A 23,554-nucleotide genomic window follows, 5' to 3' on the forward strand; every position below is an offset into this window, starting at 1 on the left:
TTACTGGCGCATAGTTGTTTTTTACTAGCGTTGATGCTATACTTATTTAATAAAATATGTCAAATCCAAATCCTAATGGAGGACCTGCTATGAAAAAGAAACCTTTTTATATCACAACGCCCATTTACTATCCTTCTGATAAGCTGCACATCGGACACAGCTATTGTACCGTTGCCACCGATGTGATGGCAAGATATAAGCGAATGCGCGGATTTGACGTGATGTTCCTAACCGGTACCGATGAGCACGGACAAAAAATTGAAGAGAAGGCCGCTGCCGCCTCTGTAACGCCTCAAGAATATGTCGATAATGTTGTTGCGGGCATCAAAAAGCTTTGGAAGCTGATGAATATTTCTAACGATCGTTTTATCCGCACTACTGACGACTACCATGTAGAATCGGTTCAAAAGATTTTTAAAGACCTTTATGATCGCGGAGACATCTATAAAAGCGCCTATAAAGGCAAGTACTGCACCCCCTGTGAATCGTTCTGGACTGAAAGCCAGTTGGTCGACGGCAAATGTCCCGACTGCGGCCGAGAAGTCAAGGACGCCGAGGAGGAGGCATATTTTTTCCGCCTTTCTAAATACGCAGACCGTCTGATGACTTATTATTATGAAGAGAATCCCACCTTTATAGAGCCGGTTTCTCGCCTCAACGAGATGGTCAATAATTTCATTAAACCCGGCCTTGAGGATCTGTGCGTCTCCCGCACTTCATTTACTTGGGGCATTCCGGTCACCTTCGACCCCGGCCACATTGTATATGTATGGGTCGACGCGCTCTCAAACTATATCACCGCGCTGGGCTACGGCAACGACCAGTATCACGACTATGAGAGATACTGGCCGGCTGATGTGCATTTTGTCGGCAAAGAAATCACCCGTTTCCACACCATCATCTGGCCCGCCATGCTTATGGCGCTGGACCTGCCTCTGCCTAAAAAAGTGTTCGGCCACGGCTGGTTGCTGCTCGAGGGCGGCAAAATGTCAAAATCCAAGGGCAACGTTGTTGACCCCGTCGTGCTTTGTGAGCGCTATAGCGTAGACGCCATCCGTTATTTCCTACTACGCGAGTTCCCGTTTGGATCTGACGGCGTTTTTTCTAACCAGGCACTGATCACTCGCATCAACGCCGATTTGGCCAACGATTTGGGCAATCTGGTCTCGCGCACCCTCGCGATGGGAGAGCGCTATTTTGGCCAGACCCTCCCACAGGATCGCCGTTTTGTCACACCCGACGAACAGCTCATTGCCATGCTGGATGTTTTGCGTGAGCGATATTCTGACCTGATGGAGAGCTTCACCTTCCAGTCGGCGCTAGCCGAGGTGTTCAAGGTGATTTCTCGCGCCAACAAATATATCGATGAGACCACACCGTGGATATTGGGTAAAAATCCAGACGAGACCGACCGTCTTGCCGCTGTTATTTACAACCTTCTCGAAACCATCCGTATCTGCACAACGTTGCTGGTTCCGTTCATGCCGGATACCTGCAATAAAATATTTACGCAGCTGGGTTGCCCTGAAGACGATCGCACCTTTGAAAAAGCGCTCTATTACGCCAACACCGGCTACTGTATAGACAAATTGGATAATCTTTTCCCACGCATCGACCTGAAAAAGGAGCTTGCGCTCTTGGAACAGCAGGAGACCGAAAAAGCGGCCAAAACTGCGCCAAATGCCAAAACTGGCTGCAATAAAAGTTCGGAGGGCTCCAAGGTTGAGGGCATCATCTCAATAGACGATTTTATGAACGTTAAATTACTGGTTGCCAAAATAATTAGCTGTGAACCGGTGCCCAAGTCCGATAAACTGCTGCAACTGAACTTGGATGACGGGTCGGGCACGCCCCGCCAGGTTGTCAGCGGCATCCACCCCTGGTATGAGCCAGAAGCACTTATCGGCAAAAAGGTTGCAGTTGTAGCCAACCTGAAACCCGCCAAGCTACGTGGCGTAATGAGCCAAGGCATGATTCTAGCCGCCGATGTCGGCGACGCCGCCCGCGTGCTGTTTATTGACGACGCCGTTCCTTGCGGCGCGAGGATTCGATAAATGGTATATTTCTTCGATTCTCACGCACACTATGATCAAAAGCGTTTCGATGACGACCGTGAGGCCGTCATCGCGTCTTTACGGCCCAATGGTGTCGGGGCGGTGCTCAATTCCGCCAGTGATATCGCCTCGAGCGAGGCAGCACTTTCGCTGGCCCAAAAGCATCTCTTTTTTCGTGCTTCCGCCGGAGTTCATCCGCATTCGGCAGCTGAGCTTGACGACAATACCCTGCTTAGAATTGAGCAGCTTTGCCGCGAACCTGAAGTGGTTGCCATCGGTGAGATAGGACTTGACTACTATTATAATTACGCCCCAAAAGAAGTGCAGCAGGCCGCCTTTCGCCGCCAGCTGGAGCTGGCACATGAGCTGGATTATCCGGTGATCATTCACAGCCGAGATGCTGCACAGGATACTTTTGATCTTGTAAAGAAATTTCGCCCTCGCGGCGTGGTACACTGTTTTTCGGGGTCTGCTGAACTGGCACGCGAATATGCCGCCATGGGACTATATCTGGGTTTTACAGGCGTGATCACCTTTCAAAATGCTAAAAAGCCCTTCTCGGCTGCGGCAGCTGTGCCGCGTTCTCAGCTTTTGATTGAGACCGACTGCCCTTATATGGCGCCCGTACCCTTTCGGGGTCGGCGATGTGACTCCACCATGTTGTCCACAACGGCAGCCGCACTTGCGACTGCTCAGAACTGCGATGTTGAAACGCTTGCACGGGACACCTGGCAAAACACAATTAACTGTTTTTCGCTGGAAAACTGGCAGCCGCAGCCCTGATTTCCCGGCCGAACACAGGTATTTTTAACGCATATGCAGGAGTATTTGTTTTGCCGTCATTAAAAGGCAAGTGCACCTCAAAAACAGAGGGATATTTGCCTTTTGCTTTTTTAAAAAAGACTCACGGCGCAAGTTTTAATTCATTTTGTTCATTTTTTGTGTTTGCTTTTAGCTTATTTATTTGCAGGATTCTATATCTCAAACTTTTCCATTTTAGCACTGCAAAGCAATAATTGATTTAACAATTTGTTTATGATCACTAGTTTTCGTCTTGTTTAATTCTAGATTTTCTACGTTTAAAAATATTTTGCAAGAATAATGTCTTGAATTACTTCAAGGAACGTGCTAATATGTGCTTGTAGACAAAAACTATTTTGCAAGTTTTCTGTCAAAGTTGAGTGTCAATGAATAGAACAGTGATTTATTGATTGGGAGGATTTTAAGATGAACGCGTATGTCGAAAGTGTAATCGAAAAAGTCAAGAAAAAGTACCACTATGAACCCGAGTTTGTACAGTGTGTTGAAGAAGTACTCAGCACCCTGTCCCCCGTCGTGGACGCGCACCCTGAGTATGAGAAAGCTGACCTGCTCGGCAGAATGGTTGAGCCTGAGAGAATGATCTCTTTCCGCGTGACTTGGGTGGACGATAACGGCCTTGCCCAGACCAACACCGGTTACCGTTGCCAGTTCAACGGCGCCATCGGCCCATACAAGGGTGGCCTGCGCTTTGCTCCCAACGTTTATTCCGGCATCATTAAGTTCCTTGGTTTTGAGCAGACTTTTAAGGATTCCCTGACCTCCCTGCCTATGGGTGGTGCTAAGGGCGGCGCTGACTTCGACCCCACCGGCAAATCCGACGCCGAAATCATGCGTTTCTGCCAGTCCTTCATGAGCGAGCTTTATCGCCACATCGGCCCCGATGTTGACGTTCCCGCTGGCGACCTTGGCGTTGGCGCACGCGAGGTTGGTTATCTTTACGGCCAATACAGAAGACTGCGTGGCGCATTTGAAAATGGCACCATCACCGGCAAGGGCATGTCCTTCGGCGGTTCTCTGATCCGCCCTGAAGCGACCGGATTTGGCGCTGTTTATTATCTTGTTGAAGTGCTCAAGCACGAAAACGACTCCATCAAGGGCAAGACTGTTGCACTGTCTGGCTTCGGCAATGTTTGCTGGGGCGTCGCTAAGAAGCTCGCAGAGCTCGGCGCTAAGCCTGTAACCCTCTCTGGTCCTGATGGCTATATCTATGATCCCGATGGCATCATCACCGAAGAGAAGATCAGCTACATGCTTGAAATGCGTACTTCCAACCGCAATAAGGTCAAGGATTACGCTGACAAGTTCGGCTGCAAGTTTGTCCCCAACGCAAAGCCCTGGGGCGAGAAGGTTGACATCATCATGCCTTGCGCTATGCAGAACGACGTTGATCTCACAGCTGCTAAGAAGCTTGTTGAAAACGGTGTTAAGTATTACATCGAAGTTGCCAACATGCCCACCACCAACGAGGCGCTCCTTTACCTGATGGATCAGAAGAACGTTATCGTTGCACCCTGCAAGGCTGTCAACGCCGGCGGTGTTTCGGTTTCCGGTCTTGAGATGAGCCAGAACTCCATGAGATACAACTGGACTGCTGAAGAAGTCGACGCCAAGCTCAAGCAGATTATGAAGCAGATTCACGACAATTCTGTCGAGTGCGCAGAGCGCTATGGTCTGGGTTATAACCTGGTTGCTGGTGCTAATATCGTTGGTTTCCAGAAAGTTGCCGACGCCATGATAGCACAGGGCATTTTCTAATAGTTGCTATACTCCTCTTCCACCCAACACATGCGGGGCCGTTTTATCGGCTCCGCATGTATTATTTTTTATAAGCCAAACGTCAAAGGCCCGGCGGTACCTGACGGTACAGCCGGGCACCTTATACTGTGCTTCCAATAATAAATCACAGTATTATCATATCTCATCAGGCCGATTCAAACGAACATATTCGAGCAGCGCTTCGGCTTCGTTGGGCAGCGTTTCATCAAGCACCTTTTGCAGCAGCAAATCAAGCAGTACACCGAGCTGTGGCCCCTGTGAAACACCTGCCGCAATGATATCTCTTCCGGACACAACAAGCTCAGACCGGTTTAAGGGTAGTCGCTGTGCTGCAATACTTTGCATCAGACATTCCACCCTTTCAAGACCCGCCAGCCTCTCTTGGCGCATATCCGGTCGCTGCGCCATAATATCGGCTTTTTGTACTAACAGCAATCGACGCATTGCCGCAAAGCCATACTTTGAAAGCAATTTTTTGATTTTAATCTTATCTGCATCGCACAGCGAAAGGTCATGCCGTTGCACGAGAAATAGAATCTGTTCTCGCGCAGTATTACCAAATTTCAGACGTCTAAGAACCACTTCGGCCAACTTGGCACTTTGTGCTGCGTGTCCATAAAAATGCCCGTGGCCGTCGGCGCAAAGTGGTTTTCCAATATCGTGTAGCAACAGGGCAACCTTCAGGACAGATTCCGGCGGTGCAAACCCCACTGCATGCGCAGTATGGGCATATACATCGTAGCAGTGGTAATCCTTTCGCTGCTCCAACCCCAACGTGGGTTTTAGTTCGGGAAAAACGGCGAAAATTATTTCGTGGTATTCCATCAATACTCGCGCACAATCCGGTGCACAAAGCAGCTTTTCAAGTTCGGCGCGTATCCGTTCGGCTGAAAGTGCCGCAAGCTGGCCGGTATGCTGTAGCATGCTACCCGCCGTCTGAGGTTCTATAACAAACCCCAACACAGCAGCAAAACGCAACGCCCGCAAAATCCGCAAAGCATCTTCGCCAAAGCGGCGCTCAGGTGCCCCAATTGCACGTATGATGCCTTTTTGTAAATCTTGCTGACCACCAAACAGATCTATAATGCTATCGTCTTCGCCTAAGCACATCGCGTTGATTGTAAAGTCTCTGCGTGCAAGATCGGTTTCAATCGCGCGCGAAAAACAAACACTATCCGGCCTTCTGCTGTCGGAATAGGTTCCATCCTGCCTAAAGGTTGTCACCTCGATTGGTGTATGGTCAATAACAACGGTTATCGTTCCATGCTTTGCGGCACCCTGACCGATCTTGAGCATTCTAAAACCAGAGAACACTGCCAACATTTCCGTCGGTGTAGCCGAGGTGGTAATATCCCAGTCATGCGGCGTGTTGCCTAACAACAGGTCGCGCACACAGCCGCCCACCGGCACCGCGCGAAAACCCGCCCTGCGCAGACATTCCAGCACCGTTTGAATATTTTCCGGAATATCAAATCGCACCTTTTCCCCTCTTTTCAGGCAATAATAATATTATCAGTATAACACATCGGTCAAGCAATACTCTTGACAGCCACGCCAAATAGTCCTATATTTATGCAGGAGATTATTTTAAAGGAGTTTTAATTAATGAGCACAGAATGCAACCACAATTGTGGCAGCTGCTCCGCAAACTGCAGCGAACGCCAGAATACACAAAGTCTGCTCGAAGCGCTTAACCCCCAAAGTAGCGTTAAGAAAGTCATCGCTGTTGTCAGCGGTAAGGGTGGCGTTGGCAAAAGCCTTGTAACGGCACTGATGGCCTGTGAAATGAATCGGCGCGGCGCCCACGTCGGTGTGCTGGATGCCGACATCACCGGCCCCTCGGCCCCGCGAGCATTCGGCATTGCCCAAAAGGCCGCCACCGATGGGAACGTGATACTACCGGTAAAGTCGGCGGGGGGCATCGATGTGATGAGCGTCAACCTGCTGCTTGAAAATGACGCGGATCCTGTCGTCTGGCGCGGTCCTGTCATAGCCAATGCGGTCAAACAGTTTTGGAGCGACGTGCTCTGGGAAGATATCGACTATATGTTTATTGACATGCCCCCCGGAACCGGCGACGTACCACTGACGGTGTTTCAATCCATCCCAGTCAATGGCATCATTGTCGTCACCTCTCCACAGGATCTTGTTTCGATGATCGTAGAAAAAGCGATGCGCATGGCTGAGATGATGAACATACCGGTGCTTGGCCTGGTGGAAAATATGAGCTATGTTGAGTGCCCCGACTGCGGCAAAAAGTTTTCGATCTTTGGCGAAAGCAAACTGGGCGAGATTGCCGAACAGCACAAAACACGCGTGCTGGGCCGACTGCCAATCAAACCCGAAATTGCCGCTGCGGTGGATGCTGGCGCAATTGAGAGTATCCCTGGCGGTGACTGGCTGGCGTTAGCGGCCAACGCCGTAGCCGTATTGTAAGAAAAATAAATGTGCATCTAATAGCAAAAAGGCTGCAATCGCAGCCTTTTTTTAATACATCTGGTTTTTATGTTATTAAAAGGTCAAAACCAGCGCAAACTAAAAACGAACGGTGAAACCGTTCGTTTTTTGTTTAGCCTATTTTATTCAGCTTGTTAGCCAGAGCAGACTTCTTACGGGAAGCTGTATTCTTGTGAATAACTCCCTTAGCGGCGGCCTGATCGACAAGCTTGATGGCATTGCGAACAACCTCAGCGCTGTTTTCAGCACCCTCTGCGAGAGAAAGCTCCGCCTTCTTCACGGTGGATCTCAGACGGGATTTCTGAGCCTTGTTGAGCTCGGTTTTCGTTGCAATAACCTTAACTCTCTTTTTCGCGGATTTGATGTTGGGCATTGTTACACCTCCTTACTATCGCAGTACAGTACAAGTTATATTATCATTATTTGCGTAAAAAAGCAACTGTTTTCACAATTTTTTTGATGGGAAGAATTATTTATGCAAAAATCAACGGAATTTCGCACCGACCTAGCACTTGAAGCAGCCGATACCGGCGACGGAAAGCTGCCTTCTGGCGTATCTGTTTCAGAAAAGGTAATTCAAGACATTAAAGTTACCACTGTCTGCATTGAGACTCCGCAGGCCGTCGAGCGGCTTGGCCGGCCAATCGGGACATACCTGACCTTTGAGGGCGCATTGACAAACGATCAGGCATTTATCGACCTTTTGACTCATTCGCTACAGGAATTGCTGCCTGAAGGGCCTGTGTTGGTGGTGGGGCTGGGTAACCGAGACATTACACCCGATTCGTTGGGCCCTGACGTGGCACAGCAGGTAATTGCCACCTACCACTTTTTGCCCGAACAGCTTGAAAGCATCGGTCTGCAAAATCTGCGTAAGGTTTGTTCGCTGGCGCCCGGCGTCATGGGACAAACTGGTTTTGAGGCAGCAAGTCTTGTCTTCGCTGCACTTAAAACGTTACCATTCTCTGCTGTGATTGCAGTAGATGCCCTTGCGGCCCGCTCAGCCTCGCGTCTAGGCAATACAATACAGCTTTCAACCTCCGGTATTTCGCCCGGCTCCGGTGTCTTAAATGCCCGCGCAGAGCTTTCGAGTCAGTCTTTGGGCGTACCGGTATTTTCGTTTGGCATACCAACCGTAGTGGATGCCGCAACGTTATTAAATGACCTCTGCCCCTCCTGCAGTAACAGCAACGAAGCTGCGTTGTCCATGATGGTAACCCCCCGCGACATTGATCAGGTTATCACACAAGGGGCACGTATTATGGCCGTGGCTATCAACCGGGCGCTTCAACCACAGCTGAGCCAGCAAGATATCACCGCACTGATGAGCTGAATCCATAGCATGTCATTTTGCATACTTCTCCGACTCGCCGAATAAGATGGAATGATGATTATACGGAGGGCATGCAGGTGAAAAAGACGGAATATAAAATGCTGCGCCGCTTAAAAGTGGCCATTGCTGCTGCGATCACGCTTATCGCTCTTTGGAGCGTTCTTGCTATAATTTTGCCCGCGCTTTCGCCGCTTCTGGTTCGCACGGCACTTTTTTCGGCTGCATTGACTATGCCAGAGGGCACCGTTAACCAGCTCAAAGAGCGTTTTGGCACTGCATCCGCCCCGGCGAGCGTCTCCGAAGCCCCCGCTTCGGAATCGACTTCCGTTCCCACCTCTTCGGCCGAGGTGGTTTCGCAGCCACTCAGCGATGAATCGGCATCGGAATCCGAACCTCCCGTGATTGATTCCTTTTCGTCAGCTCAGCCTGAAATACCAAAAAAATATCAAGGCGAGGTGCTGGCGGAAAATATGTCGGGTAAAAAAGGCGGACTTGCCTTTCCAATAAGCCATTTTTGGCTGAGGAATTACACGTCTTTTTCAGAGCAGGATATCAAGAATGTGTTGAAACAGCCGATGAACATCGCGTTGGAAAACACGAAGGAACCGCAGGTTTTAATATATCACACCCACGCCACCGAAAGCTTTTGTCCCTATGACAGCGAGATCTACGACACGCGGTATAACTGGCGCAGCACCGACAACAATAACAATATGGTAGCGGTGGGGGCTGTCATGGCACAAACGCTGCGAGAACACGGTATCGTCGTTTTGCAGGACACTAGCCAGCACGATTACCCCTCTTATGACGGCTCCTATGCCAATAGCTATCGCGCTATTAAGGACTATCTGGTGCGCTACCCCACAATTAAGGTTGTGCTTGACCTGCACCGCGATGCCATAGAGCGGGACGGCAAAGTCATTGTAAAACCCACACTGGAGGTAAACGGCAAAAAATACGCCCAGCTGATGGTTATTGCAAACTGTGATGACGGCAGCGGACTTATTCCGAACTGGCACGAAAATTTCCGCTTTGCCGCTGCTTTTTCTGATAGGCTTGAGCTTAATACCCCCGGCATTACCCGACCGTTGATGTTTTCTTATCGCAAGTATAATCAGCAGCTTTCTACCGGTGCGTTGCTGATTGAATTTGGTTCGCATGCCAACACGTTAGATGAAGCTAAAAACACCGCTGTGCTTGCCGGAGAAGCGCTGGCGCAGGTGCTGCTTGAAACGCAAAAGAAGGGAAGTTAAAACATAATATCATGCAAAGAAAAGAGCTGTTGCGCATCTTCTTCACGTCCTTTGTCATAACCCTAATCGCTTTTTGTTTTATTATGAGCTTTATATGGGTAGACCTCAAGGCCGACCGAAATGGTTTTCCGGGCTTTTTACCTTCGCTGCACTTGGAACAAGTTGAACCACTCATCTACGAACTAGATACCCCCGCCAAGCAGTACCGGCTGGATTTCACGGCTGCCGAAAAGCTTGCCGAGACACTTCAACACACCGAGGCGTGGGTTCTGCCCGAAGATTGGCGAATTTTCACCCGCACGTCGCTGTATATCCGCGAGCGGCTAGAAGCGCACAAAAAATATCGGCAAGAGCAAGAATTCTATAAAAACGCCGGCCTGGTTTAAAGGTGAAGCAATTGCCCCCCACAGCGACACCGGTAACGTTCCGGATGTAGCACAAGGGCGCTTTTTTTCATTCGTGTCAACACCGCCCCACAGCGCTGGCACTGCAACCGGTAACGGCAGGGCTTATCATTTAATATTCCGAGCACCTCCGGGCTGTGGGTGCGCTGAATGTCGTAGCCGTAGGCCGCATTCATACGTTCGGCAAAACTCTTCCACCGCACCTGATGATTACGACACCCCTTACAGCTATGTAATATTTCATGCGCCAGCACCGTTTTGCAGGCATGCTCCCCCGCAGCGACCACCCGCCCCGCTAGCTCAATCTGGCAGCTGCCGTCCGCTAAAACGACGCAACGGCCAAACCGCGTTTTAGCGCGGGTATTAATCTGCACATTTGGTAGAATATCCGGCGAGACAGGGATGCCCAGCGCCTTTGCCTCGGCGATCACCACTTTGAGCAGCTCGTCTGCGTCACACATAGCGTTTACTCCTTTGTCCACAATAAGTTTTGTATTTAAGTCGGCGATATGGCGTATAAGCTCCCACACAATACTGCCATCTTTAGTTTTCAATTCCGTCAATCAACTGTGGCGACGTGGTTTTCCTCTCAAATCCTTTTCTCTAAAACTAAGTGGAGGCACGGCAGCCGATCTATTCATCCGCTGCCGTGCCCCCTTTTATTACGTTTACCTATTTTTTCTTAGATATAGCCAGCTTGGCCTTGGCGGCAATCTCCTCGGCTGTCAGCTTATAAGCTTTGAGAACCAGCTGAGCCTTGCCCGAGCGGCCAAACTCATCCTGTACGCCGTGGCGAACAACCGGCACCGGATAATTTTCGCTCAGGAATTCGGCCACCGCCGCGCCGAGGCCGCCCAGCACGTTATGCTCTTCACTGGTGACGATTGCACCGGTCTCTTTGGCGGCTTTGAGCAAAAGGTCGGTGTCCAGCGGCTTGATGGTATGCATATCGAGGACGCGGGCCGAAATGCCCTCTGAGGCCAGCAGCTCGGCGGCTTTGAGCGCCTCCTGCACCATCATGCCCACCGCGACAATCGTCACATCGGCCCCATCCTTGAGCGCAATTCCCTTGCCCAGTTCAAAGTGATAGCCTTCAATCGTATCGGTCACCGTTTCGACCGCCAGACGGCCCAAACGCATATAGGCAGGGCCGTTGTATTCAACCAGCGCCTTGACAGCCTGCTCCATCTCATAGCCGTCGCAAGGGCAAAGCACCATCATGCCCGGAATGGCACGCATCAGCGCAAAATCCTCGATGCACTGGTGGGTTGCGCCGTCCTCACCGACAGAAAGACCTCCGTGCGAACCGACAACCTTAACATTCAAACGGGGATAGCAAATAGAGTTTCGAATCTGCTCCCAAGCGCGACCGGCTGTAAACATTGCAAAGGAGTTAATAAACGGTTTTTTGCCGCAAGCCGCAAGCCCCGCTGCCACACCGGCCATATCGGCCTCGGCGATGCCCATGTTGAAAAAACGTTCCGGGCAAGCCTTGGCAAATCCATTGGTCATCGTCGCACCCGAAAGATCGGCATCCAGCACTAGCAACTCAGGATGGTTTTCCGCCAGCTTGATAATCGCCTTACCGTAGGCGGCACGTGTTGCAATCACTTCACCCATCGTCTTAACCCTCCAGTCCTTTCAAAAACGCTTCCAGCTCGGCCTTACCTTGCTCATACAGCTCGTCATTGGGTGCCTTGCCGTGCCAGGCATAGTTGTTTTCCATATAAGAAACGCCCTTGCCCTTAACGGTGTTCGCCAGAATCATAACCGGCTGGCCCTTGACGGTTTTAGCCTCGTCAAGCACCGCTTTAATGGCAGCATAATCATGTCCGTCTACTTTAAATACCTTCCAGCCAAAGGCTTCCCACTTCTTATCAAGCGGTTCAGAGGGCATAACGTCCTTGGTTGCACCATCAATCTGGAGACCGTTGACATCGATAATACCACAGAGGTTATCAAGCTCGTATTTTGAGGCGGCCATCCCAGCCTCCCAAATCTGGCCCTCTGCAATTTCACCATCGCCCATCATGGCGTAGACACGGTAATCCTTTTGGTCGATTTTGCCGGCCAGCGCCATACCGACCGCAGCCGAAAGCCCCTGCCCCAAGGAGCCTGTGGACATATCAACACCGTTGACGTGATGCATCTCAGCGTGGCCAGACATGTGCCCCTCTACCGAACGGAAGAGGTCAAGGTCAGAAGCGGGGAAGAAGCCACGCAGTGCCAGCACCGAATAAAGTGCCGGGGTGCAATGCCCCTTAGAAAGCACAAAACGGTCGCGATTGGGGTTCTTGGAATTAGCGGGGTCCACCTTCATCGTTTCAAAATATAAGACCGTGAGCATATCCATGGCGGAAAGCGACCCGCCGATATGGCCCGAAGCGCAGGTATGCACAGCCTTTAGCGCGGCAAGACGCGCCTTTGTGGCTGTAATCGCCAACTCTCTGATGCGAGATTGTTCCATAACAAAGCTCCCTTTCAATACTTTATTTTAACTGCTCGACAGCGCCGCTGCCGGCTATTTTAACAAATTTTTCAGCACGGCGAATTTTGAAGGCTCAAGACCCGCCCACCAATACCGGAAAACTGTAGTTCACCGCCCAAACTTTTCAATCAATTGCCACATTTGGTCAACTACTTTTTTATTACCCTTTTTATTCTGGTGCGGAATATACTGCATACCTATAATAACGCCAATACCCATACCCAAAAACAAAAAGCCATATTCCATATCTGGCGCCCTCAGACTATTTTTCTAACACTGACAGATCAAGTGCATCAAAGCTCTGCAGCAGCCCGGCCACCCGGCGCAATAAAGTCTGGCAGTCGCCTTCGGCGTTGCCCTCAACGTTCAGCGGCAACAACGGATCATGCAGTGATAGGCGTAACAGCGCCCACCCTTCGGGAAAGGTCAGTCGTATGCCCTCATAAGAATTAGGCGCAACCGTATAACCTGCTTCTCGTGCCCGCTCTTCAAAAACTTTAAGAACCGTTTCACCGGTCTTGGCAAAATCAGCCCCTGCAATCGGGATGCGTACTTCTTTTTCTTCAAAGGCAGCGGGTAGCGTCTCAATCAGAGCGCCCAACCGCTTGCCCTGATTCTTTGCTCGCGCAGCGGCCACTAAAAGCTTGACCGCCATATAGGCACCGTCGTCAAGAAAATAATTTTCCGACAGTGCGCCATGGCCAGAGGTTTCGATCGCCAGCGGACAGACAACGCCTTCCTTGTTCAGGCGAATCGCCTCATTGATCACATTTTTATAACCGCGCTTAAAGCGGTGGTGCCGCATTCCCAGTTCGCTTTCCAAAAATGTTGTGAGCCTGTCCGACGTCACCGAATCGGTGACGACCGTCGCACCGGGATAATCGGGCGCTAAAACCGCTGCCATCATCGCAATAATAGCGTCGCGATTGACCTCTTCGCCATTGGGAAGCACCGCCGACATACGATCGACGTCTGTATCAAAGATAATGCCGAGATCGGCATTGTTTTTAACTGTTGCCGCGCGCACTGACGCCATAGCCGCCTTGTTCTCAGGATTCGGCATATGATTCGGGAAAGTGCCGTCAGGCTCTAAAAACTGGCTACCAGAAATGTCGGCCCCCAGCGGCAACAGCACCTTCTCGGCAAAAAAGCCACCCGCGCCGTTACCGGCATCCAGCACGACGTGCAGTCCGGCGAGCGGATGGTCATAGTCCGCCGCAGCAACGCCGCGTTTAATCTTTTGACAAAGGTCGGCTGAATAAAGTGAAATTAAATCAAGCGGCTGCGCCTGTTTGTCGCTATGTTGTTCGATAATCTGTTCCGCCGCTTTGAGCACCGCCTTAATGTCCGGCTTGTCAAACCCACCGTCGCGGTCAAAAAGCTTCATACCGTTGCGTTCCATCGGCAGGTGACTGGCCGTGATCATCACCGAGCCGTCAAAATCGGTCTCAGAATAAACCGTGGCGCAAAACATGGCCGGGGTTGAGGCCATTGCACAATCAAACGCCTGCGCTCCTGCGGCCAGAATTCCGGAAAGTATCGCTTCCTTTAATGCCGTTGCCGTCACGCGCGAGTCATGCCCCACACCAATTTTAAGGCTTTCACAATTTTTACCCGCCTTTTTAGCCACATATTGCACAAACGCAATGGCAATTCTGTTTGCAATGTCCGCCGTGAGACTGACCGGCGCGCCACCAGGAACGGCCAGCGCCACCCCGCGAATGTCGCTGCCGTTTTGCAGCGCTGAAAGGTTGGTGTTCATCAGTATCTCCCCCCGCTTTTCGTGTTGCTGCTTGCATCGCTCATACAGCATTATTATACACGACTTTGCCTTTAACACAACCTTGCAACATCTTTTTTCTCTTTGTATGACAGAAAGTACACCAAAAAGAGCACCGCTTTTGTAAGGAGTGCAGACGCAAGAAAATGCTGCGGACAGCCAACGCCATCCACAGCATAATAGATCGGTTAAATTCTGGCGACACCGCTCTTGCGTGCAGCCTCTGCCACCGCCTTCGCGACTGCGTCCTTAACGCGCGGGTCAAACGGCGCGGGAATGATATATTCCGCCGACAGCTCGGCCTCCGAGACAAGGCCGGCCAGTGCGTAAGCCGCAGCAATTTTCATCTCGTCATTGATGTCGCTGGCGCGAACGTCAAAGGCGCCACGAAAAATGCCCGGGAACGCCAGAACGTTATTAATCTGGTTAGCAAAGTCGGAACGACCGGTACCCACCACCGCAGCGCCCGCGGCAATGGCCTCATCGGGCATAATTTCGGGGATGGGGTTCGCCATCGGAAACAAAATAGCCTTATCGGCCATGGTGCGCACCATCTCGCCGGTGACAGTGCCGGGTGCCGAAACGCCAATGAATACATCCGCACCGCGCAAAACCTCTGCAAGCGTTCCTTTCTTGCCAAGCTTGTTCGAAATTTTCGACATCTCCTGTTTTTCGGTATTAAGATCGTCACGGCCCTCATAAATGGCACCGTTGCGATCGCACATCACAACGTCCTGAAGCCCCATCGCTTGAAGCAGCTTGATGATGGCAATACCCGCAGCACCCGCACCGCTGGTGACAACGCTGATATCTTTGATGTCTCTTCCGGTGAGCTTCAACGCGTTAATTAAAGCAGCCAGTACCACTACGGCCGTTCCGTGCTGATCGTCATGAAAGATCGGAATATCACAGCGCGCCTTTAATTGGCGCTCAATCTCAAAACAGCGCGGGGCGGCAATATCCTCAAGATTGATACCGCCAAAGCTGCCCGCCAGCAGCGCGACTGTATTGACGATATCCTCCACCTTTTGAGAGCGAATGCAAAGCGGTACGGCGTCTACGTCGCCAAAAGCCTTGAACAGCACGCATTTGCCCTCCATAACCGGCATGCCCGCCTCAGGGCCGATGTCACCAAGCCCCAGTACAGCAGAACCGTCGGTGACAACCGCGACGGTATTCCAGCGGCCGGTCAGCTCGTAGCTTTTGGCCGGATCCTTTTGTATCTCCAGACACGGGGTAGCAACGCCGGGGGTATAGGCAAGCGAAAGCTCATCCTTGCCGGTAACAGCCACCTTGGGAACTGTTTCGAGCTTGCCGCGCAGCGCATAGTGCAGCTTGAGCGATTCCTGTGCGTAATCCATAATGAATCCTCCTAAAATGCCAGATATAAATGTTATAAACTGTATTATATGGGACAACCCCGATTTTTGCAATCACTGGATATCGTTTTATAAAGCACATAAAAAGGAGGGATGCGAACCTTTGCCCGTATCCCTCCTAATATTAATTATTTTTCCAGCTCGTGCAACTGCGCCGCATAGGGCGAGTTCATCGAGTTGTGCTCCGATGCACCACTCTGGTAGCGCGAAACATTTGCCGCACTTTTATAAACTGGCTGAATGGTGCCGGCGCCCGCCACGCAGCCGCCAGGACAACCCATACCTTCGAGCAGGTATCCGTTGCGCTTACCTGCTTTGGCTAACGCCAGCATCTTGCGGCATTCACGCAGGCCGTCGGCATAATCCACCAGCACTTCGCGGTCAGGGTGCATGGTTTTAATGGCGTGTGCCACAGCGCCTGCCACACCGCCCGAAACCGCAAACCCACGACCCGCACCGGTTGATTCACCAAACACCTCTGTTTCAACTGGCTCAATGGTATTAAAATCAATGTTCTTAGCGTCAAACATGCCCTGAAGCTCTTCAAAAGTCAGCACAAAATCCACATCGCTGCGCACAGTTCGGCGCGAAGCTTCCAGCTTTTTCGCGGCGCAAGGGCCGATAAACACTACACGCGCATTAGGCCGCTTCTTTTTGACCATGCGTGCCGTCAGAACCATGGGTGTGAGTGCCATCGAAATATAGGGTTCAAATTCGGGGAATAATTTCTTGGCCATTACGCTCCACGACGGGCAGCAGCTCGTCGCCATAAAAGGCTGCTCAGCAGGCACCTTCTCAAGAAAATCATGCGCCTCTTCTATGGTGCACAGATCTGCACCGACCGAAACGTCAACCATGTCTGCAAAGCCTAGTGCCTTCATCGCCGCCATAAGCTTCTGCGGGGTCACCTTGTCTCCGAACTGGCCGACAAACGCCGGGGCCACCGCCGCAACGACCTCATCGCCCTCTTTGATGGCGTGAATCAACTGAAAAATCTGGCTCTTGTCCGCAATCGCCGAAAAGGGGCAGTTGACAAGACACATGCCACAGCTGACACATTTATCGTAGTTAATCTTGGCACGACCAAACTCATCACTTTCAATTGCGTCCATACCGCAAGCCGCAGCGCAGGGGCGTTCAATTTTTATGATAGCGTTATAGGCGCACTGTTCAATGCATTTGCCACATTTAATACACTTGCTCTGGTCAATCACACTTTTATTGCCCTTGACTGTTTTGATGGCGTCCTTTGGGCAGACCTCTCGACAAGGGTGGGCAATACAGCCCTGACAGGCGTCGGTCACCCGCACCTGCTTTGTAGGACAGGCATTGCACGCAAAAGAAATAATGTTAACCAGCGGCGGGTCATAATACTTTCTAGCAATGGCGCTCTCGATAATACCATCGCTGACCGGAGCGTGCTCCGCTACCGGGCGCAGCGGCAGGCCGATGGCTAAGCGCAAGCGTTCAGCAACAATGGCACGCTCTAAAAAAATATTCTCGCGGTTAGCCGCCACCTCACCCGGAATAATTTTAAAAGGCAGCGCAACAATACGGGAATAGTCACCGCCTTCATACGCCAGGCGGGCAATTTCGGTAAAAACACTTCTCCTGATGTCATTTACAAATGTGTGTACACCTCTCACAAATACTCCTCCTTCAATTTATGTGCATGACGCATAATTTCTAATCAATAATTTTGTTTAATTCCTCGATATTATAGCAAGTTACTCTGTCATTTACAATAGGTAAATGCAAGATTAACTGTCATTTTACACGTATTTAAGTGTAAATATTTTATTTGCCTTAAAATTACATTACTTTTATGCTTTTCGTTGCGTTTTATTTGCTTTTTATTGTATAATAACCCCAATACAGCTATTCTACAAAGAAATTTCCATCGACATTTGAGGGGGTTAAATTTGTCGCTGAGTCTATGCGATTTTAGTATAATAAAAAGCCTCAGATAGTATAGGCTGTCCCAAGACGTTCGGGACAAGCTTTTTTACATTTTTATCAACCACAACCATAGCGTACAGTGGTATAATAATTGCAAAGTATTTGCTATGGTCGGGCGGCTGTCAGCAGCCCGATTTGCAATCTGATTTTTTGCCTTTTTGTAAGCAAATTTGCCATGGCGCGCCTTTCTCTTTATAATAACTATAACGCAGCTATAATAATGCAATGATGCCCATGGCGCGCCGCTTAAAACGGCCCCCCTTTTACTGGGCAATTATGCAACTGCATATCTTGTTCTTGTGATATAATGGTTATAGCGGTTATTAAACCCACGTATCGCCCTTTTAATGGTACCCCCTTAGTTTACGCGCCTTGCTTTCGTTTTTTAGTTAAACCATACAGCATGGCTTTTCCATGAATTAAGAGTTCGTGGTATAATTAGTAAAGATATTATCAGTCGAAGGAGACTAAACCATGACCGAAGCCCAGAAGCTTATCCGAAACTTCTGCATCATCGCACATATCGACCACGGCAAAAGCACATTGGCCGACCGCATCCTGGAGAAAACCAATACGATCGCGCGGCGAGACATGTCCGAACAGCTACTCGACAATATGGATATCGAGCGTGAGCGCGGTATCACCATCAAATCGCGCGCGGTGCGTCTCAACTATAACGCCAAGGACGGTCAGACCTATGCCTTTAATCTGATCGACACACCTGGACACGTCGATTTTAACTACGAGGTGTCCCGCTCACTGGCCGCCTGTGAAGGTGCTCTTCTGGTCGTGGACGCCTCTCAGGGCATTGAGGCACAGACACTGGCCAACACTTATCTCGCCATAGAGCATGACCTTGAGGTCGTACCAATTGTCAATAAAATTGATCTGCCCGCCGCAGACCCCGACCGCGTATGCCAAGAGGTGGAGGACATCATCGGCATCCCCGCATTGGATGCCCCGCGCATATCAGCCAAGCAGGGCATCGGTATTGAAGAGGTGCTTGAGCGCGTGGTCTCAGACATCCCCGCGCCTCAGGGTGACAGCACAGCGCCGCTCAAGGCGTTAATTTTCGATTCCTGCTATGACAGTTACAAGGGTGTCATCGTCTATGTGCGGGTGAAAGAAGGCTGTCTTAAAACTGGCATGAAAATTAAGATGATGGCATCAAATGCGCAGTTCCAGATTGTCGAATGCGGTGTGATGGGTGCCGTCAACCTCGTCCCCACCGGTAGTCTATCGGCGGGTGAAGTGGGTTATTTTACCGCCTCGATCAAAACGGTGCAGGATACACATGTCGGCGACACCGTAACCAGCGTTGAACGCCCTGCCGATATTCCGCTGCCCGGCTACCGCAAAGTCAACCCAATGGTTTTCTGCGGCATCTACCCCGCCGACGGCGCTAAATATCCCGATCTGCGCGACGCGCTGGAAAAACTGAACCTCAACGACGCCTCGCTCTCGTTCGAGCCCGAAACGTCGATGGCTTTAGGGTTCGGTTTCCGCTGCGGTTTTTTGGGTCTCTTACACCTTGAAATCATCCAGGAGCGCCTAGAGCGTGAATATAACCTTGACCTCATCACCACCGCCCCATCGGTTGTCTATTATCTGAATCTGACCGACGGCACGCGGCTGCGTATAGACAACCCCACCAATTACCCCGATCCCTCGTTGATAGAAATGGCCGAGGAACCGTTTATCAAGGCGAGTATCTTCACCCCTGCCGCCTATATCGGCAGTATTATGGAGTTGTGCCAAAGCCGGCGTGGCATCTATCTTGACACTAAATATCTTGACGCTGACCGTGTCGAGCTGCATTACCGTTTACCGCTCAACGAGGTGGTATACGACTTTTTTGATGCGCTGAAATCACGCACAAAGGGCTATGCCTCTTTTGACTATGAGCTGACGGGATATGAGCCCTCGAAGCTTGTCAAGCTCGATATCCTGCTCAACGGAGAGGTAGTCGACGCGCTATCTTTCATCGTTCATGCCGACGGCGCCTACCCTCGTGCGCGGCGCATGTGCGAAAAGCTCAAGGATACCATTCCGCGCCAACTGTTTGAAATCCCTGTGCAGGGCGCGGTTGGCGGCAAGGTCATTGCGCGTGAGACGGTGAGAGCTATGCGTAAGGACGTGCTGGCCAAGTGCTACGGTGGCGACATCAGTCGAAAGAGAAAGCTGTTAGAAAAACAGAAGGAAGGCAAAAAACGCATGCGCCAGGTCGGCTCGGTCGAGGTACCGCAGGAGGCGTTTATGTCGGTCCTTAAACTTGACGAATGACCGGGGGCATCTATCTACACGTCCCATTCTGTACAGCCAAATGCCCTTATTGCGACTTCTATTCGCAACGCGGTACTGCCGAGGATTATGATCGATATCTCACCGCTATTCTCAGAGCGATAGATGGTTTTAATGGCACATTTGAAGCCGACACCATCTATTTTGGCGGCGGTACCCCTGTTTTATTAGGGGCCGAACGTTTGATTTCGCTGTTAAATGCGCTAAAGCACCGTTTCGGCGAAAGTCCGCTTGAAGTGACCATAGAAGCAAACCCCTGTGCTGTGGATGAGTCGTTTTTGCGTCAATTAACCGAAGGTGGATTTAACCGCATCTCGTTTGGCGTACAGTCGATGAATGACGAGACGCTGCATACACTCGGGCGCAGACATTCCGCCGGGCGCGCGGAAGAAATGATTCTGGCGGCTGACCGCGCGGGCTTTGAACACATTTCGGCCGACTTGATGCTGGCGGTGCCGGGGCAGCGTATCGAAGAAGTCGACGCGTCTATCAAGGCGCTGGCCGCGTTGCCGATCGACCATTTGTCGGCTTATCTCTTGAAAATTGAGCAGGGCACTTTTTTCGCCAAACACTACGCTGATCCGGATGAGGATTTTGCCGCCGACTGTTATCTTAAAATGGTGGAGAGCTGTCTACAGCACGGCTTTGCCCAATATGAAATCTCAAACTTTTCAAAGGGCGACAGTGCGCAAAGCTTGCACAATCTTAAATATTGGCGCTGCCAGCCCTATCTGGGCATCGGGCCCGCTGCACATTCTTTTTACAATGGTAGGCGCTTTTATTTCCCGCGGAATTTCGCCGCCTTCACCACCGCAGAAAGCCCATGGGATATCACCGTTTATGACGGTTCGGGCGGTGACGAAAATGAACGTCTGATGCTGGGGTTGCGACTGAGCGAGGGCATCCGCTTCGATTCTTTTTCTACTAATTTTGTTGATCAGATTAAGAAAAAGGCCTCACCGCTTGGTGATGCTGGACTGCTCACATTAGATGATATGGGCATTTCGCTGACTGCACAGGGATTTTTACTTTCTAATGCGGTAATTTCCGCTTTGCTATAGCATCATAAAACAATTTGGGGAGGGGAAACAGCATGCCGTCTGCCAAAACAGAATGGATTGCGCTTGTATATTCAGTTCCCGCCACCCCCACAAAAGCTCGCGTATTTGTCTGGCGTAAACTACGCGCACTGCGCGCGCAGACCTTACGCCCCGGTATGGCCCTTTTGCCCAACAACAAAGAGAGTTTGGCAGCGTTGGATATGTTGCGCAAAAAAATTCAGAGTTTTTCAGGCGACGCGGTGCTTCTTGAGATGAACTTTCTTAGCCCCGCTGAAAACGAGGCTATGCGCCGTCGCTTTATTCAGGCGGATGAGGACGATTTGCGCGCCGCCCTGAAGGAGTGTACCGAGCTGATGGAGCGCATGAAAAAAACTTCCGACCCTGATGTTCGCGCTGCCATCGAAAAAACACTGGACAAAAAGCTAAATATTATCCGAAAATCTTCGACCGATGCGATGAAACGTCAGGCTGATGAGTTTGAACAGGCCGTCGGCACGTTATTTGACACCTTGCGCAACCTTCCTGCGGAATTTGCAGCTATGCTGCACATTGATAAATAGAGGGCATGTTTATGAATCTGTTTTCGATTCCCGAAAGAACCCCGGAGGAATTTTGCCAGCTGCTGGCGTTATCCGATAGTTGTCGGATAGAGCGCACCGTATCACAGGGGCACCATTCTCCCAAGGACTTTTGGTACGACCAGGCCGAAGATGAGTTGGTCTGCCTGATTTCAGGCAGCGCCCTGCTGAGCTTTGAGCGCTGTCAGGTTTTCCTGACCGCTGGAGATATGCTGTTTATTCCCGCACATTTAAGGCACCGCGTTGAAGCCACCAGTCACGCCCCACCCTGCGTGTGGCTTTGCATATTCGGACGCTTTAATCAACCTACACCACAGGAGAACCGACCATGAAAATTTCTGAAATATGCCGCAAAAAACCGCTGACTTTTTCGCTGGAGATTTTTCCGCCCAAGCGCGACCGTCCTGTCGAAAGCCTTTATGCTACGATGGATCGCCTCTCTTCGCTAAAGCCTGATTACATCAGCGTCACCTACGGTGCCGGCGGTTCTCTGGCTCAGCAGAAGGTCACCTGTGCGCTCGTGTCCCACATACAAAACAACTGTGGCATCACCCCGTTAGCCCATTTAACCTGTATCAATTCCACCCGCAGCCAGGTTGATGCTATGTTGGACGCGCTGGAGAAGGAAAAGATAGAAAATATTCTGGCGCTACGCGGCGACAGAGTGGCCGAAGCCGAACCTTCGCCCCATTTTGCGTACGCAACCGATTTAATCGCGCACATCAGTGCGCGCGGCGGGTTTGATATTGCTGCGGCCTGCTACCCGGAGGGCCACCCCGATAGCGACAACGCTCAGCAAGATATCAAATATCTTAAAGAAAAGGTTGCTCTGGGCGCATCGCACCTTGTTTCGCAGCTTTTCTTTGACAATGAAGACTTTTTGCGCATGGCTGAGCTGTGTGATAAAGAAAATATCAAAGTGCCGATTCAGGCCGGTATTATGCCGGTAGTTAACGTCAAGCAAATTGAGCGCATGGTGTCGCTCTGTGGAGCTAAGCTGCCTCAAAAATTCGCTAAAATCATGGCGCGTTACGGGGACAATCCACAGGCGTTGTTTGACGCGGGGCTATGTTACGCGACCGAACAGATTGTCGATCTGATTGCCAGCGGTGTTTCAGGTGTACATCTTTACACCATGAATAATCCGATCATTGCAGAAACTATCCATAAAAGTATTGCGAACATTCTGGCTTCATCCAATGGGGAGACGCCGTGAGGTTACCTCTTTCCCGCCCGCTGGCCATCGACCAAAGCGAGGCGCTCCGATATTTGAGAAGCCGTGAAGACACATCCCTTTCCGATGACCTGACTGCGGCCGCCGATAAAATTCTGACGCTTGCTGCGCCTGCTGCGGCGGCGGTTGTGCTCCCGCTTTGTTGGCAGGAGGAAGAGCAGCCGGTTTGCGGCGGACTTACCCTACCTGGAGCTGCCATCGCGCGACATTTAAAGGGCTGTAACCGATGTATGCTTTTAGCGGTGACGCTCGGCTTTGCAGTGGATCGCCATATCTCAATCGCAGGACAGACCACCCCCTATCAGGCACTGCTGCTGGACGCCTGTGCCACTACTGCCATTGAAGATTTGGCCGACCATGCCACCGAACGCGGGCGAGAACTGTTACTAGCTGAGCCGAACGCTGCGACCTTCCGCTTTTCGCCGGGCTATGGTGATCTGCCCTTGGTGTTACAACCAAAGTTGCTTGAGTTACTTGATGCGCGCCGTCTGCTTGGCCTTACGGTCGGCAGTTCGCTGCTGCTTTCTCCGATAAAATCCGTCACCGCCATCATTGGAATTTCGGATATTTGCACGATCAGAGACACTTTCACCCCTTCTGTCACAAAACCGGGCTGCTCTGCCTGCAACATGGCGGGGCGCTGCTCTTACAGTAAATCCAAAACGAAAGGCTGAT

General features: G+C 51.0%; 22 protein-coding genes. 13 read left to right on the forward strand and 9 right to left on the reverse strand.

What is annotated here, in order from left to right:
* Positions 1-89: 89 nt before the first annotated feature.
* From metG to gdhA, 3 genes are all read left to right on the forward strand, one after another.
* Complete coding sequence (gene metG, locus RBH76_07835) at positions 90-2,054, forward strand: methionine--tRNA ligase (protein ID WMJ82650.1); 1,965 nt, start codon at positions 90-92, stop codon at positions 2,052-2,054.
* Entirely contained in the window at positions 2,055-2,837 is a 783-nt protein-coding gene (locus tag RBH76_07840; GenBank protein ID WMJ82651.1) for a TatD family hydrolase, read from the forward strand. It abuts the gene before it with no gap.
* Positions 2,838-3,281: 444 nt separating this feature from the next.
* Entirely contained in the window at positions 3,282-4,631 is a 1,350-nt protein-coding gene (gdhA, locus tag RBH76_07845; GenBank protein ID WMJ82652.1) for an NADP-specific glutamate dehydrogenase, read from the forward strand.
* Positions 4,632-4,787: 156 nt separating this feature from the next.
* On the opposite strand, the gene RBH76_07850 is transcribed toward gdhA, so the two are convergent.
* Complete coding sequence (locus RBH76_07850; GenBank protein ID WMJ82653.1) at positions 4,788-6,131, reverse strand: HD domain-containing protein; 1,344 nt, start codon at positions 6,129-6,131, stop codon at positions 4,788-4,790.
* 126 nt (positions 6,132-6,257) lie between these two features.
* Here RBH76_07850 and RBH76_07855 point away from each other — a divergent pair, with 126 nt between their 5' ends.
* Positions 6,258-7,088: an Mrp/NBP35 family ATP-binding protein gene (locus RBH76_07855; protein ID WMJ82654.1), complete on the forward strand. Its 831-nt coding sequence runs from the start codon at positions 6,258-6,260 to the stop codon at positions 7,086-7,088.
* Between the two features lie 133 nt (positions 7,089-7,221).
* Here RBH76_07855 and rpsT read toward each other — a convergent pair whose 3' ends face one another.
* A complete protein-coding gene (gene rpsT, locus RBH76_07860) occupies positions 7,222-7,482 on the reverse strand; it encodes a 30S ribosomal protein S20 (protein ID WMJ82655.1) in 261 nt (86 codons plus the stop codon).
* Positions 7,483-7,584: 102 nt separating this feature from the next.
* On the opposite strand from rpsT, the gene gpr reads away from it, so the two are divergent.
* The 3 genes from gpr (at position 7,585) to RBH76_07875 (ending at position 10,081) form a co-directional block, all read left to right on the forward strand.
* Positions 7,585-8,442, forward strand: a complete 858-nt coding sequence (gpr, locus tag RBH76_07865) for a GPR endopeptidase (protein ID WMJ82656.1) — start codon at positions 7,585-7,587, stop codon at positions 8,440-8,442.
* 77 nt (positions 8,443-8,519) lie between these two features.
* The gene (locus RBH76_07870) at positions 8,520-9,695 is read left to right on the forward strand and encodes a stage II sporulation protein P (GenBank protein ID WMJ82657.1); all 1,176 of its coding nucleotides are present in this window, start codon (positions 8,520-8,522) and stop codon (positions 9,693-9,695) included.
* An 11-nt stretch (positions 9,696-9,706) separates the two neighbouring features.
* Positions 9,707-10,081 (forward strand): hypothetical protein, encoded by a 375-nt coding sequence (locus tag RBH76_07875; protein ID WMJ82658.1) that lies wholly within the window; start codon positions 9,707-9,709, stop codon positions 10,079-10,081.
* On the opposite strand, the gene RBH76_07880 is transcribed toward RBH76_07875, so the two are convergent.
* The 7 genes from RBH76_07880 to RBH76_07910 all read right to left on the reverse strand — a co-directional run bounded on the left by RBH76_07880 (position 10,078) and on the right by RBH76_07910 (position 17,392).
* Positions 10,078-10,560: a SprT-like domain-containing protein gene (locus RBH76_07880; protein ID WMJ82659.1), complete on the reverse strand. Its 483-nt coding sequence runs from the start codon at positions 10,558-10,560 to the stop codon at positions 10,078-10,080. The two genes, RBH76_07875 and RBH76_07880, sit on opposite strands and share 4 nt — an antisense overlap.
* 211 nt (positions 10,561-10,771) lie before the next feature.
* The gene (locus tag RBH76_07885; protein WMJ82660.1) at positions 10,772-11,719 is read right to left on the reverse strand and encodes a transketolase family protein; all 948 of its coding nucleotides are present in this window, start codon (positions 11,717-11,719) and stop codon (positions 10,772-10,774) included.
* Positions 11,720-11,723: 4 nt separating this feature from the next.
* A complete protein-coding gene (locus tag RBH76_07890) occupies positions 11,724-12,566 on the reverse strand; it encodes a transketolase (GenBank protein WMJ82661.1) in 843 nt (280 codons plus the stop codon).
* 129 nt (positions 12,567-12,695) lie between these two features.
* A complete protein-coding gene (locus tag RBH76_07895) occupies positions 12,696-12,833 on the reverse strand; it encodes a hypothetical protein (GenBank protein ID WMJ82662.1) in 138 nt (45 codons plus the stop codon).
* A gap of 16 nt (positions 12,834-12,849) precedes the next feature.
* A complete protein-coding gene (locus RBH76_07900; GenBank protein ID WMJ82663.1) occupies positions 12,850-14,349 on the reverse strand; it encodes a phosphomannomutase/phosphoglucomutase in 1,500 nt (499 codons plus the stop codon).
* Between the two features lie 206 nt (positions 14,350-14,555).
* The gene (locus RBH76_07905) at positions 14,556-15,728 is read right to left on the reverse strand and encodes an NADP-dependent malic enzyme (GenBank protein WMJ82664.1); all 1,173 of its coding nucleotides are present in this window, start codon (positions 15,726-15,728) and stop codon (positions 14,556-14,558) included.
* Positions 15,729-15,874: 146 nt separating this feature from the next.
* Positions 15,875-17,392 (reverse strand): 4Fe-4S dicluster domain-containing protein, encoded by a 1,518-nt coding sequence (locus RBH76_07910; GenBank protein ID WMJ82665.1) that lies wholly within the window; start codon positions 17,390-17,392, stop codon positions 15,875-15,877.
* Between the two features lie 787 nt (positions 17,393-18,179).
* Between RBH76_07910 and lepA the strand changes: the two genes are divergently transcribed.
* The 6 genes from lepA to RBH76_07940 are packed head-to-tail and all read left to right on the forward strand — an operon-like array spanning position 18,180 to position 23,553.
* On the forward strand, positions 18,180-19,988 hold the full coding sequence (lepA, locus tag RBH76_07915) for a translation elongation factor 4 (GenBank protein WMJ82666.1): 1,809 nt from the start codon (positions 18,180-18,182) through the stop codon (positions 19,986-19,988).
* On the forward strand, positions 19,985-21,067 hold the full coding sequence (gene hemW / locus RBH76_07920; protein WMJ82667.1) for a radical SAM family heme chaperone HemW: 1,083 nt from the start codon (positions 19,985-19,987) through the stop codon (positions 21,065-21,067). Before lepA ends, hemW begins: the two co-directional genes overlap by 4 nt.
* A gap of 32 nt (positions 21,068-21,099) precedes the next feature.
* Positions 21,100-21,627, forward strand: a complete 528-nt coding sequence (locus RBH76_07925; protein WMJ82668.1) for a hypothetical protein — start codon at positions 21,100-21,102, stop codon at positions 21,625-21,627.
* 11 nt (positions 21,628-21,638) lie between these two features.
* Positions 21,639-21,977: a cupin domain-containing protein gene (locus tag RBH76_07930; GenBank protein WMJ82669.1), complete on the forward strand. Its 339-nt coding sequence runs from the start codon at positions 21,639-21,641 to the stop codon at positions 21,975-21,977.
* A complete protein-coding gene (gene metF, locus RBH76_07935) occupies positions 21,974-22,861 on the forward strand; it encodes a methylenetetrahydrofolate reductase [NAD(P)H] (protein ID WMJ82670.1) in 888 nt (295 codons plus the stop codon). Before RBH76_07930 ends, metF begins: the two co-directional genes overlap by 4 nt.
* On the forward strand, positions 22,858-23,553 hold the full coding sequence (locus tag RBH76_07940) for a hypothetical protein (GenBank protein ID WMJ82671.1): 696 nt from the start codon (positions 22,858-22,860) through the stop codon (positions 23,551-23,553). The genes metF and RBH76_07940 overlap by 4 nt, the downstream gene beginning before the upstream one ends.
* The last annotated feature ends 1 nt before the right edge of the window (position 23,554 follow it).

The organism is Oscillospiraceae bacterium MB24-C1 (assembly GCA_030913685.1).
In the GTDB taxonomy this organism is placed as follows: domain Bacteria; phylum Bacillota; class Clostridia; order Oscillospirales; family Ruminococcaceae; genus Yanshouia.

Bases quoted from the DNA above. Each gene is read 5' to 3' on its own strand.
- metG (WMJ82650.1), top strand. From the start codon at position 90: ATGAAAAAGAAACCTTTTTATATCACAACGCCCATTTACTATCCTTCT.
- RBH76_07840 (WMJ82651.1), top strand. From the start codon at position 2,055: ATGGTATATTTCTTCGATTCTCACGCACACTATGATCAAAAGCGTTTC.
- gdhA (WMJ82652.1), top strand. From the start codon at position 3,282: ATGAACGCGTATGTCGAAAGTGTAATCGAAAAAGTCAAGAAAAAGTAC.
- RBH76_07855 (WMJ82654.1), top strand. From the start codon at position 6,258: ATGAGCACAGAATGCAACCACAATTGTGGCAGCTGCTCCGCAAACTGC.
- rpsT (WMJ82655.1), bottom strand. From the start codon at position 7,482: ATGCCCAACATCAAATCCGCGAAAAAGAGAGTTAAGGTTATTGCAACG.
- gpr (WMJ82656.1), top strand. From the start codon at position 7,585: ATGCAAAAATCAACGGAATTTCGCACCGACCTAGCACTTGAAGCAGCC.
- RBH76_07875 (WMJ82658.1), top strand. From the start codon at position 9,707: ATGCAAAGAAAAGAGCTGTTGCGCATCTTCTTCACGTCCTTTGTCATA.
- RBH76_07880 (WMJ82659.1), bottom strand. From the start codon at position 10,560: ATGTGTGACGCAGACGAGCTGCTCAAAGTGGTGATCGCCGAGGCAAAG.
- RBH76_07885 (WMJ82660.1), bottom strand. From the start codon at position 11,719: ATGGGTGAAGTGATTGCAACACGTGCCGCCTACGGTAAGGCGATTATC.
- RBH76_07890 (WMJ82661.1), bottom strand. From the start codon at position 12,566: ATGGAACAATCTCGCATCAGAGAGTTGGCGATTACAGCCACAAAGGCG.
- RBH76_07895 (WMJ82662.1), bottom strand. From the start codon at position 12,833: ATGGAATATGGCTTTTTGTTTTTGGGTATGGGTATTGGCGTTATTATA.
- RBH76_07900 (WMJ82663.1), bottom strand. From the start codon at position 14,349: ATGAACACCAACCTTTCAGCGCTGCAAAACGGCAGCGACATTCGCGGG.
- RBH76_07905 (WMJ82664.1), bottom strand. From the start codon at position 15,728: ATGGATTACGCACAGGAATCGCTCAAGCTGCACTATGCGCTGCGCGGC.
- lepA (WMJ82666.1), top strand. From the start codon at position 18,180: ATGACCGAAGCCCAGAAGCTTATCCGAAACTTCTGCATCATCGCACAT.
- hemW (WMJ82667.1), top strand. From the start codon at position 19,985: ATGACCGGGGGCATCTATCTACACGTCCCATTCTGTACAGCCAAATGC.
- RBH76_07925 (WMJ82668.1), top strand. From the start codon at position 21,100: ATGCCGTCTGCCAAAACAGAATGGATTGCGCTTGTATATTCAGTTCCC.
- RBH76_07930 (WMJ82669.1), top strand. From the start codon at position 21,639: ATGAATCTGTTTTCGATTCCCGAAAGAACCCCGGAGGAATTTTGCCAG.
- metF (WMJ82670.1), top strand. From the start codon at position 21,974: ATGAAAATTTCTGAAATATGCCGCAAAAAACCGCTGACTTTTTCGCTG.